General features: G+C 73.6%; 6 protein-coding genes. 4 read left to right on the top strand and 2 right to left on the bottom strand.

Features of this window, described 5'->3' with window-relative positions:
- Positions 1 to 66 precede the first annotated feature (66 nt).
- Positions 67 to 2172 (top strand): SpoIIE family protein phosphatase, encoded by a 2106-nt coding sequence (locus tag ACH4D3_RS38100; protein ID WP_398332310.1) that lies wholly within the window; start codon positions 67 to 69, stop codon positions 2170 to 2172.
- A 12-nt stretch (positions 2173 to 2184) separates the two neighbouring features.
- Here the strand turns inward: ACH4D3_RS38100 and ACH4D3_RS38095 are convergent, their stop codons facing one another.
- Together ACH4D3_RS38095 and ACH4D3_RS38090 are read right to left on the bottom strand one after the other, a co-directional pair.
- Entirely contained in the window at positions 2185 to 7158 is a 4974-nt protein-coding gene (locus ACH4D3_RS38095) for a DNA repair ATPase (protein WP_398332308.1), read from the bottom strand.
- 85 nt (positions 7159 to 7243) lie between these two features.
- The gene (locus ACH4D3_RS38090) at positions 7244 to 9277 is read right to left on the bottom strand and encodes a flotillin family protein (RefSeq protein WP_398332306.1); all 2034 of its coding nucleotides are present in this window, start codon (positions 9275 to 9277) and stop codon (positions 7244 to 7246) included.
- 615 nt (positions 9278 to 9892) lie between these two features.
- Here ACH4D3_RS38090 and ACH4D3_RS38085 point away from each other — a divergent pair.
- From ACH4D3_RS38085 to ACH4D3_RS38075, 3 genes are read left to right on the top strand one after another with little or no spacing between them, the layout of a single operon-like run.
- The gene (locus ACH4D3_RS38085) at positions 9893 to 10615 is read left to right on the top strand and encodes a hypothetical protein (RefSeq protein ID WP_398332304.1); all 723 of its coding nucleotides are present in this window, start codon (positions 9893 to 9895) and stop codon (positions 10613 to 10615) included.
- A 6-nt stretch (positions 10616 to 10621) separates the two neighbouring features.
- Positions 10622 to 12229 carry a hypothetical protein gene (locus ACH4D3_RS38080; RefSeq protein WP_398332302.1) on the top strand — a complete coding sequence of 536 codons (1608 nt, stop codon included), beginning with the start codon at positions 10622 to 10624 and terminating at the stop codon, positions 12227 to 12229.
- Positions 12226 to 12975, top strand: a complete 750-nt coding sequence (locus ACH4D3_RS38075) for a TIR domain-containing protein (protein WP_398332300.1) — start codon at positions 12226 to 12228, stop codon at positions 12973 to 12975. The genes ACH4D3_RS38080 and ACH4D3_RS38075 overlap by 4 nt, the downstream gene beginning before the upstream one ends.
- Positions 12976 to 13054: the final 79 nt, after the last annotated feature.

Raw genomic sequence — 13054 nt, 5'->3', positions numbered from 1 at the left:
GCCGATGCGAGAAGGTGAGGAAGGTGAGGAAGGCGAGGGGGGAAGGCCGCGAAGGGAGAGCATGCGGTGACTGGCGATCCCATCGGCGACGCCGCGGTGCTCAACGCGCTGTTCGCCAACTCGCCCCAGGGTCTGTTCGTCTTCGACTCGGAGCAGAAGATCACCCGCTACAACCCGTCCGGCCGGGGAGTGCGGGGACTGTCCGAGGAGGACGTCGTCGGACAGGGCATCGCCGACTTCGCCCCCGGGTTCGAAGCGGGCGAACTCCAGGTTCTGATCGACGAGGTCCTGGCGACCGGCGAGCCGTTGCGGGGGCGCCTGGTCCGGGGCAGGGCGCCGTCCGGCCCGCACCGCACCCTCGCCGTCGAGGTGTCCCTCTTCCCGCTGCACGACCTCGGCGACGGCAAGCCCGGCCTGGTGGGCGTGGTCGAGGACGTGACCGAGCGGCAGGCCGCGGCGGACCGGCTGGCCGTGCTGAGCGAGGTGCACGCGACCGTCGGCTCCACCCTGGACGTACGGACCACCGGCGACGAGCTGGTCGGAGCCCTGGTGCCCGCCTTCGCCGACGCTGCCACCGTCGACCTGCTGGACGACGGCGTCGTCGCGGCCGAACGGGCGGCCGGTCCCCCGCCGACGGAGGTTCCACTGCGCCGGGTGGCCTTCGCCCCGCCGACCGCCGAGGTGAGCCGCAAGGAGGGCGACAGCCGTCCGCTCCCCTTCCCCACCCCGTACACGCAGGTCCTCAACGACATGCGGGCCCGGCTGGTCCGCGTCTCGTCCGACGACCCCTGGCTGGCCACCGCCCCGGAGGGCTTCGAGCCGCTGGTCCGGACCGGCGTGCACTCCATGATCGTCGCCCCGCTGCTGGCCCGGGACACCGTGCTCGGGCTGCTGACCCTGTACCGGCACCGGACCGACCCCTTCGAGGAGGCCGATCTGGACGTGGCCCGGCAGGCCGCGTTCACCGCGTCCGTGCACCTGGACAACGCGCACAGCTACCGGCGCGAACACACCGTGGCGGCCGCCCTCCAGCGGCGGCTGCAGCCCGGCGCGATCCCGCTCCTCTCGGCGGTGGAGACCGCCCACGTGTACCTGCCCGAGAGCGCCGGCGGCGACTGGTTCGACGTCGTCCCCCTCTCCGGCACGCGCGTGGCCCTCGTCGTCGGCGACGTCACCGGCCACGGCATCGAGGCGGCGGCCACGATGGGGCAGCTGCGCCTGGCCGTGCGCACCCTCGCCCTGCGGGACCTGGAGACGGACGAGCTGCTGACCCACCTGGACGAGGTCGCCTCCCAGCTGGCGGACGCCTCCGGTCGGGGTGGCAACGCCCCGGTGGCGACCTGCGCGGTCACCGTCTACAACCCCGTCTCCCGGCACTGCACCATGGTCCGCGCGGGGCACCCCTCCCCCGTCGTCATCGACCCGGACGGAGTCCCCCGCGCCGTGGACGTCCCGCAGGGGCCGCCGCTCGGGACCGGCGGCGGACACGTCTTCACCCCGGCCGTGCTCGAACTGGCGCCGGGCACCCTGCTGGCCCTGCACACCAACGGCCTCACCCGGGGCAACGGCGAGCAGGGGGACGCCGCCCGGCGCCGTCTCGAACACATCCTCGCCTCCACGACCCGGCCGCTGCAGGAGCTGTGCGACACCGCCGTCTACCACATGGCGCCCTCCCGCCACGACGACGCCGTCCTCCTGCTCGCGCGCACCCGCGCCCTGCCGCCGGAGCACGTCGCGGACTGGACGCTGCCCGCCGACGCCTCCGTGGTGGGCACCGCCCGGCGGCTCGTCGACCGGCAGCTCGCCTCCTGGGGCCTCGACGAGGCGGTCTACACCACCGAACTCGTCGTCAGCGAACTCGTCACCAACGCCATCCGCTACGGCAAGGGCCCGGTGCGGCTGCGGCTCATCCACGACCGCGGCCGACTGCTGACCGAGGTCACGGACGCCAACAGCACCAGCCCCCATCTGCGCAGGGCCCGGGAGAACGACGAGGGCGGCCGGGGCCTGTTCATCGTGATGCGGCTCAGCACCCACTGGGGCGTCCGGCACAGCCGGCACGACAAGACCATCTGGTCCGAGCAGCGGCTCGACGCGGGACCGCCGGACACGGCCGGCCTGCTGGATGCCTTCGACGTGACGGACGTGGCGGGACTCCGACCGGCACTGTGACCGGCCGCGCGGTCACCGCTCCCTTCCGCCGGCGGCGTGCCGCGCGTCCGGGTTGGCCAGGAGGTGCCGGGGGTCGGCGGCGCGGGTGATGGCGGACTCGACGGCGGCGACGCGGTCCGCGAGCAGCCCCAGGGCGGCGACGGCACGGACGAGCGGGTCGTCGTCCGGACCGCCGAGGGTGCGGGCGCGGACGTGGGCGGTGCGCACCTCGGCCCAACGGTCGGCCTGCTCGGAGGTGAGCGTGCCGCGCAGTTCGGCGAGCTTGAGGAGGTTGGCCTCGGCCCCGTGGGTCAGGGTCTGCGCCTCGGCGGTGTAGTGGTCGTCGAGGACGGCGGCGCGTTCGGCGTCGTTCATGACGGGGCGGATGCGCTGGGCGATCTTGTTCATGTTGCGGTAGGAGCCCTGGAGGCGGAAGGCGGGTTCGGTACGGGTCTCGTCCGACCGGGCCGCGGAGGCGATGTAGGCGGCGTTGACGGCCAGCACCGTCTCGCGGGCGGCCACCAGATGGCGCAGGACGGACAGGATCCGCTCCAGTTCGGCCGGCGGGTAGGCGTGGTCGAGGCGGTCGGCGCGGGCCGTGGGGTCGCCGGTGGCGAGGCGGACGAGCAGCTCCAGGTCGGCGCGGTCGCGGCCGGCGAGCGGGGCCAGGACCGGGTTGGCGGTGAGCGCGTTCTCCAGGAAGCTGAGCGCGAAGGCCTCCTCCTTGCCGGTGAGGACGTCGCCGAGGTTCCAGACGTCGGCCCGGTTGGCGAGCATGTCGGGGACCTGGAAGCGGGCGCCGGACTCGGTGTAGGGGTTTCCGGCCATGCAGACGGCGAAGCGCTTGCCGCGCAGGTCGTAGGTGCGGGGCGCGCCGTCCCACACGCCGTCCACGCGGCGGGTGGCGTCGCACAGCGGGATGAACTTCTGCAGCAGCTCCGGGGAGGTGTGCTGGATGTCGTCCAGGTAGAGCAGCGTGTTGTTCGCGGACGCCAGCGCGAAGTTGATCTTCTCCACCTCCTGGCGTGCGGTGGCGTTCGGGGCGTCGGCCGGGTCGAGCGAGGTGACGCCGTGGCCGAGCGCGGGGCCGCCTACCTTCACCAGCATCAGGCCGAGGCGCTCGGCGACGTACTCGACCAGGGTCGTCTTGCCGTATCCCGGCGGGGAGAGCAGCAGCAGGAGGCCGCCCGTGTCGGTGCGCTTGCCGTCGCCGGTGACGCCGAGCTGTTTGGCCAGGCTGTCGCCGACGAGCGGCAGGTAGACCTCGTCCACGAGCCGGTTGCGGACGAAGGCGGACATGACGCGCGGCCGGTGGTCGTCCAGGCGCAGACGGCCCCGCTCGGCGCCCACGAGGGCGGTACGGCGCCGCTGGTAGGCGCGGAACGCGGGGACGTCGTGCGCGGCGAAGCGGGCGGTACGGGCGAGGAACTCGTCGAGGCGCAGCGGCAGCCTGCCTCCGGTGATGCGCGGGTGGGTGCCCAGCAGGCCCTCCGCGGTGGCCGTCGGCGCGACGTCGCCGTCGTAGCGGGGCAGGTCGCCGCAGAGTTCGGCGGCGACCGCCTCGGCCAGGTCGCCGGGGGTGAGCCCGGTGCCGCCGGCGGCGGCGTACGAGGAGATCCACGCCTCGGCGAGCTGTCCGCGGGCGGCCAGGTCGTCCAGCGATGCCAGGTCCTCGTCGTAGGCCGGGGTGCCCACCGTGCGGCGGAACTTCTCCAGCAGCGTGCGGGTACCGGCGCCGAGGACGAAGCCCTCGGGACCGGCGGTCAGTTCGTGGAAGAGGTACGCGGCGGCCGCCCGGGCGAGCTCGCCACCGGAGCCCGACGGCTCTGCGGGCTCCGCGCCCGAAGCCCCCGCCCCCGGCCATGTGCCGACCGCCCCCGCCAGTTCCTCCTCCAGGGCCGTGATCGCGGCGGAGAGGCCGAAGGTGTCGCGGGCGCGGGCCAGGGAGCGGGCGCGCCGGGTCCAGGACTCGCGCGTCTCCGGCGTGGTGCCGTGGGCCCAGAAGAGCTGGGCGGCGGCGCGGGCGGCCGGTTCGTGGACGAGGGTCCCGGCCGTCTCGTACAGGGGCAGCAGCGCGGTCAGGACGGCCGTCGCGTCGTGGTCGTGCACGCCCCGCTCGTAGCCCTCGTCGTACGCCTCCTGCGCGGCCTCGCGGACGAGGGCGGGCAGGTCGTCGGCGGCGGCGAGGGCGCTCGCGCCGTGCTCCCGGAGCAGGCGGGCGGCGAGGTGTTCGGCGCGGTAGACGCCGGGGGACTCCGAGGGGAGGGTGCGGTCCCAGTGGGCGCGGGTGGCCGCGAAGTCCGGGTCGGTCACCGGTGAGCGGTAGTCCGTGCCGGTGAGGGCGAAGGCGAGTCCGTCGCCGTCGGGGACGAGGGTGAGGTCGAGGGGCTGGGTGTTGACGGCGAAGCGGTGGGCGCCCAGGCGCAGGGTGCGGCCGTCGTCGGCGTACAGGTCGGTGCGGTCGCGCAGGGCGCGGGAGGCCTCCTGGCGGGCCGACTTGAGGCGCCCGTCCAGTTCCTCCGCGCGGACGGTGTCGCCGAGGGCGCGCAGTTCCTCGGCGGTGCGGCGGACCTTGGCCGGCATGGGGTCGGAGGCGAAGTACGTGCTGACCGCGTCGGCGTCGGCGAGCGTGGCGCAGCGCCGGGTGATCGTCTCCATGATCCGGGCGGCGGAGGCGGCGAGCTGCTCGGCGCGGCGGGCGCGGGTGTCGGAGAGGGACTGCTTGCGGGCGGCGAGCGCGTCGTAGATCTCGGTGCGCTTGTCGGCGAGTTCGGTGAGGAAGCCGTCGAACTCCGCGAAGCGGGACTCCAGGTCCTCCAGGCGGGCAAGCAGCCGCGCCAACTGGTCGTCGCAGCGCTCGGGGGTGTCGGCGGCGGCGAGCGCGGCGGTGACGGCCTGGCCCAGCAGGGCCGTCTCGGCGGTGAACTCGGCGCGGCCCTCCCGGTCGAGGAGGGCGCGGCGGCGGGCGTCGAGGGTGGCGCGGGCGCGGTTGACGCCGCCCAGGACGGCGGCGACGCGTTCCAGCAGGGCGGTGCGGACCGTGGCGTCGCCCATGTCGAGTTCGGCGACGACGTCGGTGACCGTGCGCAGCCCGTCGGCGAGTTCGTCCAGCCGGGCCGCGACGGGTCCGGCCTCGGCGACGGTGGCGATGGCCTCCGCGTCGGCGACGAGCGTCTCGACGTCCGCGCGCTGGGCGTCGAAGGCGTCCTCGCGGGCGAGGAAGGCCACGGCCCGCCGGCCCAGCTCGGCCAGGGACGCCTCGGCCTCCTCGGCGAGGGCGTCGATGCCCGGGGCGTCGGCGTACCGCAGCTCCTTGACGGTCAGCAGGTGCCCGTGCGCGTGCCGCAGTTCGGTCAGGCCCTGTACCCAGGCGGCGGCCTCCTTGGGCGCCTCCCCGCGCAGCCGCCGCACCACCGACGCGATCCGCTCGGCGGCCTCGTCACGGGCGGCGGCGGCCCGCCGGGTCAGGTCCCGTACGGTCTCGAACTCGGCCAGCACCTGCTCGGCGGTCTCGCGTACGGCGGCCAGCGCGTCGGCCAGGCCGCCCAGGTCCGCCTCGCCCAGCCAGTGGTGGCCGTCGGCCGCGCGTACGCAGGAGGCGGCGAGCGCCCGGTAGCCCTCGGCGGTGGTGATGCCCTCGCCGACGGCCCCGGCGACGGACAGGCAGGCGGAGATGCCGCGCACCAGGTCGGCGTTGCCGACGCGGGCCAGCGGTCCGTTCCCGGCGGGCGCGGCGGCGGCGTGCGTGTCGGAGACGTACGGCGAGTGCCACAGCTGCACGGGGTGCACCTGGGCGGGTTCGTCGCCGTCCGCGCGCAGCACGGTGAAGGTGCCGTCCTCCGCCAGCGCCCAGCCCCGGCAGGGCAGCGGGTTCGCGACCTCCTTGCGGATGGTGTTGTACGACAGCAGTAGGCCCCGGCTCGCGCCGCGCGCGTGGAAGGCGTACAGCACGTCCTCGCCGTTCGGCGAGCGCACCTCGCGTTCGAACTCCAGCCCGGTCGCGTCGAGTTCGTACGTCTTGTGGACGCCGGTGGCCAGGCAGTAGCCGCCGGGGAAGACGATGCCCTGGTCGTCGGGCAGGCGGCGGCAGGCCAGGCCGATGCCGTCCAGGCGGACCACCGACTTGGTGAGGGTGTTGAACACCAGGTGCCGGTCGGTGTCCTCCTTGTAGGGCCGGACCCGCAGCAGGATCAGGGCACCCACCCGGGCGTGCGCGATGTCGGCGTCGGCCAGGGACTGGAGGGGTTCGTCGACGGGCTCGGAGTAGACGCCCTCGGCGGTCTCGGTGTCGTCCGCCAGCTTGACGGTGAGGGCGCCGCCGACCGCGCTGACGTGGAACTCGCCGCGCACCGAGACGTGCGGGTGGCGGCCCAGGACGTGGTCCTCGCGGGTCGCGGCCCTCCACTCGAAGTCGTGGGACGGGGGGAACACGTCGTCGCGTTCGCCCCGCGCGTCCAGGAAGGCCGCCCGCCCGTCCTCGGTGAGTTCCCAGCGCAGGACGCGGATGTCGTCGGCCTTCTCGCCGGTGCGGAAGACGGCCAGCAGCCTGCCGCCGACGGTGCGCAGCCGCAGCAGCCTCGCCTGCCGGTAGTAGCGGTGCAGGTCCGCGAACTCCCGTACGAAGGCGGGGTCGTCGAGCAGGCCGGGTACGGCCGGCTCGGGCAGCGGGTTCAGGTCGCGGTCGTACAGGGTGAAGACGTCCGCCACGGCCGCCGTCCGGGTGCCCAGGCCCGGGCGGCCGGTGGAGCCGAGGAGCAGGGCGTCGCCGACGGCGGCGACGTCGCACGGCACCCCCGGGTGCTCGGTGCGCAGCCGCTCGGTGGAGGCCAGTTCGAGCCGGGCCGAGCCGAACTCCGCCACCCGGCGGGAGTTGAGGAGTTCGGCGCGGCGGGCGAGGTCGGTGCTCTGCGCGGCGAGACGGTCGCGCAGCACCTCGTACGCGCCGGCGTCGGCGGTGTCGCCGGTGTCGTGCGTGCCGGTCGTAGCCTTCTCCGGAGCGGTGGCCATGAGCGGTGGGTCCCTTCCTGCAAGCGGGGTGCCGGAACCGTCGACCCCCGTACGGCGGTCCCGGCACCCGGTCGGTGATGGCCGGTCAGACCCTGGCCGTGCCGTTCAGGGCGGTGAGCGGGGTGTCGGCGAGGCCCAGTTCGCCCGCCCGGTCCAGCAGGCGCTGCACCTGCCCGGCGTCCGTGCCGCCCGCCTTCATCAGCTTCATCAGCAGCGCGGAGACCGTCAGGTTCTGCACGTCGGCCGTGGAGAACGAGCCGAGCACGCGGGTCAGGTCGTCGGTGAAGCTCGACGAGCCGTCCAGCCAGGGCCCCGCCAGGGCCTGCGCGGTCTCGGAGTGCTTGACGAACCCGTCGACGCCCTTGCCGAGTGCGACCGAGGACATCAGGCGGTCGAAGAAGACCGTGTCGCCGCCGACGATGTCGATGTCGGCGTTCTCCAGACCGGTGGCGAGCACCGTGGCCTGCGCCTCGGCGACCTGCCGCTGCACGTCCAGACCGGCCAGCCGGATGTCCTTCTCCGCCTCCAGGCGCAGCCGGTACTCCTCGTGACCGCGCGAGGCGTCGTCCAGGGCGGCCATCGCCGCGGCCTTCTCGGTGAGCCCGGCGGCCTCCGCCTTCAGCTTGCTGCCGATGGCCTCCGCCTCGGCGAGGGCCTTGGCCCGCGCGCCCTCGGCCTCGGCGCGCATCCGGGCCCCGGTCGCCTCCGCCTCGGCGCGGCCGGCCTTCTCGATGACGTCGGCCTCCTTGTCGCGGACCTGGACCGCCGCGAGGCCCGCCGCGGCCGCCTCGGCCTGGATGCCCTCGGCCATCCGCAGCTTGGCCTGCGCGTCCAGGTCGGCGCTCTTCAACCGGGCCTCGGCCATGGTGAGTTCCTCGGCGGCCCGGTGGGCGGCCGCCGCCTCCGCGGCCTCGGCGGCCTTGATGTCCTTGACCAGCCGCTCCTGCGCCTGCGCCTCGGCGGCGATGATCACGGTCTGCCGGTCCCGCTCCGCCTCCTCCACGGCGCGCAGCTTCTTGATGGACTCCTCCTGCTCGGCGACCGTGCGGTCCACGGCGACGCGCTCGCGGATCACCTCGGCGATGTCCCGCCGCTCGGCCTCCACTTCCTTCTCGGCGGCGATCCGGGTCAGCTCGGTCTCCCGCTCGCGGCCGATGGCCTCCAGCATGCGGTCCTTCTCAATGCGCTCGTTCTCCACGGCGATGACCCGCTCGCGGTTCTTCGCGGCGACCGCGACCTCACGGGCCTGGTTCTCGCGCTGCACGCCGAGCTGCTCCTCCGTGCGCAGGAACGCCGCCTGCGCACGCAGCCGCTCCTCCTCCACGACCCGTGCCGTCTCGGCCTCCTCGCGGGCCCGGCTGGTGTCGATCTCGCGCTTCTGCTTGATCTCGGCGTCCGCCTGCCGGCGCTCCAGCTCCAGTACGGCCTCGCGCGCGTCGACGTTCTGCCGGGTGATCTCCTTCTCCTCCGTGCGCCGCGCCTCGTTGGTGCGCACGTGCTCGACGGCCGTCAGCTCGGTGATCTTCCGGATGCCCTGGGCGTCCAGGACGTTGGCCGGGTCCAGCTGGGTCAGCGGCGTCTGCTCCAGGTAGTCGATGGCCGCGTCCTCGAGGTGGTACCCGCTGAGGTCGACGCCGATGACCTCGATGATCCGGTACCGCAGCTCCTCGCGCTTGGTGTAGAGGTCGGTGAAGTCCAGCTGCTTGCCGACGGTCTTCAGCGCCTCGGAGAACTTCGCGTGGAACAGCTCCTGCAGCGTGTCCCGGTCGCTGGCGCGGGCCGTGCCGACCGCCTGGGCGACCTTGACGACGTCCTCGACGGTCTTGTTGACCTTGACGAAGAACGTGATGCGGATGTCCGCCCGGATGTTGTCCCGGCAGATCAGCCCCTCCTTGCCGGCCCGGGTGATCTCGATCGTCTTGACCGAGATGTCCATCACCTCGGCCCGGTGCAGCACCGGCAGCACCACCTGACCGGTGAAGGTCACGTCCACCTTGCGCATCTTCGAGACGATCAGCGCCTTGCCCTGCTCCACCTTGCGGAAGAGCCGCGAGACACCGAACAGCAGGACGGCGACGAGGAGCAGACAGACGAGGGCGAGGACACCGATGACTTCCATGGCATACGTCCTTACGGCATGAGGCGGCTGTCGCGGCGGCCGGACGAGCGCGGCCGGCCGCCGCCGATGTTGGTGTGGTGACGCCCGTGCGGACAGGCGTGGTTCCGGGGAGGGCGGACCTTCGGACGGACCGTGCCCTCGCCGGGCCCCGGCAGAGGCGGAAAGCGGGTCTCAGACGGCGCGGCGGCCGTGTGCCGCGGCACCGGCGGCGCGCGGGGCGCGGCCGGGTTCGTCGGGACGGGGGCGGAGCCGGTGGAGGGGGCGGACGAACGGACTGTGCGTCGTCTTCGTCCTCATCGTCCGGCCCCCTCCGCGCAGTGCTCCCCGTGCGCCCCATGATGCGTGACGGTGCCACCTACCCGCATTGCCGGTTTCCGGAAGCGTTCACCAGGGCTTGGGTGCCGGTGAGCCGCCCCGGACGGTCAGCGGGACCATCAGCGGGCCGATCAACGGGCCGGCCATACCGGAAGCCGATCGGAAGCGCATCGGAACCCCGGAAATCTGGTTCCGGAAGCGCCGCCACTGGTCGGATCGGTCGATGCACGAGGCACATCGGCCCACTCGGGGCGCGTGCCGTATCCGCCCGGCCGGATACCGGCGGCAATGAGGTGACAGATGAGCAGTACACGCGTCCCGTCCGGCGCCAGGGGTTCCTACCCCGCACCGGGGCTCGCACTCACGCCCGGCCCCGTACGCAACCAGGCCCTGACCGTGATCGCGGTCCCCTTCGTCCTCATAGTCGTGCTGGCCGTCGTGCTCGCCGCGACCGGCCCGGACGACGGAGCGCCGGCCACCGACGGGCTCTACGGCAGCGCAGCGCTGCCGGACTGGGGGTCCGGCTCGACCGACGACGACTCGACCGACGACGGCACCTCGGGCGACGGCACCGACCCCGACGGCATGTACGGCAACGACACGTACGAGGACGGCACTTACGGGGACGGCGCGTACGACGACGGCACCGCGGACGAGACCCCCGCGGACGACACCACGACCGACGACACGGCCACCGAGGACACCGGCACCGAGGACACCACCACCGCCGACGGGAGCGGGCCGGAGGCGACCGTGACGGCGTACTTCGACGCCATCAACAACCGCGACTTCGCGACCGCGTGGCAGCTGGGCGGCCAGAACCTCGACCAGGACTACGACTCCTTCGTGGCCGGCTTCGGGACGACGCAGCGGGACGACGTCACCGTGACCGGCACGTCCGGCGACGACGTCTCGGTCACGGTCGTGGCCTGGCAGACCGACGGCACGCAGACGACGTACGAGGGCACCTACACCGTCAGCGGCGGCGTCATCACCTCGGCCGACATGCGGGAAGGGAACTGAGCAGCCATGACCACCCACGCCGCCCCGCCGCCCCCGGACACGACCAGCAACGCCACCCGTCTGCTGTGCGCGGGCACCTACCTCGACCCCCTCTACCGCAAGGCCGTCATCCGGGAGCTGCTGACCCACCGCTACCGGGTCGTGGCCCCCTCCTACGGCTACGACGCCGCGCCCGTCCTGGCCCACGCCCTGGCCGCCCACAACCTGCGCCGCAACCAGCTGATCGCCCTCGCCGCGGGTGCGGTCGTCATCGCGCTGCTCATGGCCGCGGGCGTACTGGGCGGCTGGACGGCCGCCCTGTTCGCGTTCTGGCTCGCCTGGGCCACGATGTTCCTGCGCAGGCTCGCCATCCTGCAGACCCTCGCCGCGCACCTCGCACCCCCGGCGGACGACCGCACCGGATTCGACGGCTCCCACCCGATCACCTCGCGCCTCACCCCGGAACTCGTCGGCAAGATCAACCGGGAGCAGGCCTCGGACACCGTGTACTACGGCGGCTACAAGCCCTTCATCGGCGCGGGCCACTCCGTCAAACGGTGGGCCAACGCGGAACTGCTGCTCGGCGTCCCGAAGTCCCGGGCCGGCGCGCTCGGCCAGAACCTGCTCAACGGGCACGTCCCCGCCCAGCACGGACCGCAGGACGGCACGAACGGCACGGGCGGCACGGACGGGGCCGGGGGCGGGCGGACCGAACGCAAGCCGATCGTCCCCTTCACGGTCGAGGACATCACCACCCGGGTCTGCGAGGAACTGCTGGCGGAACTGCGCGACAAGCCCGCCCCGAGCGACCGCGTCGAACTGCTCTCGGTCGACCGGCGCCGGTTCACCAAGGCGGTGCGGACCGCCGAGGGCAGCGACCCCGTCGCCGTACTCCTGGACACGCCCGACCCCGGCCACCCCGACCACACCGCCGCACACTGGCGGGAGGACTACGACGCCCGCCGCGAGTACCTGTGCGTCCGCATCGGGGCCTGGCAACAGGAGCTGGTCACCTCGGTGTTCATCGGCTTCGACATCAAGGGCAGCACCCTGCACACCGAGTTCTACACCTACGTGCTCGGCCCCCTGCCGGAGAGCTTCCACCTCGCCGACCGGCTGCCGGCCGCGATCGACGGCAGGCTCATGTGCCGCATCGCCTGGGACGTGACCCGCAGCGCGCCCGGCGAGCTGCTGCGGCTGATCACCAACCCGCTGCGCGAACGGCTGCCCAGCCGCTTCGGCACCGACACCGTGCGCAAGCTGGTGGGCCAGCCCGCCGACACCAGCGAGTTCCGGCTCGGCCGCTACGCCCTGACCGCGGTGGACTGCGGCGCCCTCACCAGCGTCCGCGAGCTGGCGCCCGACCACGACTTCCACCACTTCTTCCAGGAGTCGGACGCGATCAAGTACATCCAGATCATCGAGCGTCATCTGCTGCAGATCGTCGGCGACTTCCTGCGCGACCACGACGTCGACACCCGGGAGCACGAGGCGAACCAGACCAACATCCTCCAGCAGAACTTCGGCGCCAACAGCACCAACAACTTCGGCGGCAACCAGAGCGTCGGCAACACCAACACCACCCAGACCTTCGGCAACAACTCCGGCGTCACCAGGGAGGCACGGCAGGCATGAGCGGCCAGCAGTTCCACGGCAACAGCTTCGGCCAGGGCAGCACCAACAACTTCGGGGGCAACCAGAGCGCCGGCAACACCGACACCACCCAGACCTTCGGCGACAACTCCCCCGTGCACGCCGCGCCGCCCGCGCCGTCCACCCCGCCCGCACAGCCGTACGCCGACGGATGGCGGCGCCCGGCCGCCGCGGCGGGCCAGGACGCCGAGCGGGCCCGCAGCGTCTTCGTCGTGCACGGCCGCGACGACCAGGTGCGGCGCGAGATGTACGAGCTGCTGCGCCGGCTCGACCTGCGGCCCAAGGAGTGGGAGGACCTGGTCCGGGCGACCGGCCAGGCCTCCCCCTTCCTCGGCGACGTGGTCGCGGGAGCCCCCGCCCAGGCCCAGGCGGCGCTGGTCCTGCTCACCCCGGACGACATCGTCACCCTCCACCCGGACCTGCGCGGTCACGACGAACCGGACCACGAGACCCGGCCGGTGTGCCAGCCGCGCCCCAACGTCCTGATCGAGCTGGGCATGGTGCTGATGGCCTACCCGGAGCGCACGCTGATCGTCGAGGTCGGCGGGGTGCGGCCGATCGCCGACATCGCGGGCCGCAACGTGGTCCGCTTCGACGGCTCCGAGACGGCGCTCGGCAAGGTCGTGGAGCGGCTGAAACTGGCGGGCTGCGCGGTCAACGACACCGGCTCCGACTGGCGCCGGACCCACCCCTTCCGCCGCCTGTCCGCCTACCGCCGCCGGCCGTAGGCCTCCCGCCACCGCCGGCGCAGCAGTCCGGCGGATCCGGCGCCGCTCGGGGGACCGGCGCAACCGGCCCCCGGGGCAC

Source organism: Streptomyces sp. NPDC018026, assembly GCF_044327745.1.
In the GTDB taxonomy this organism is placed as follows: Bacteria; Actinomycetota; Actinomycetes; order Streptomycetales; family Streptomycetaceae; genus Streptomyces; species Streptomyces rubrogriseus.
The sequence above is the reverse complement of the archived record's forward strand: the minus strand, read 5'-3'. Positions and strand labels throughout refer to the sequence as shown.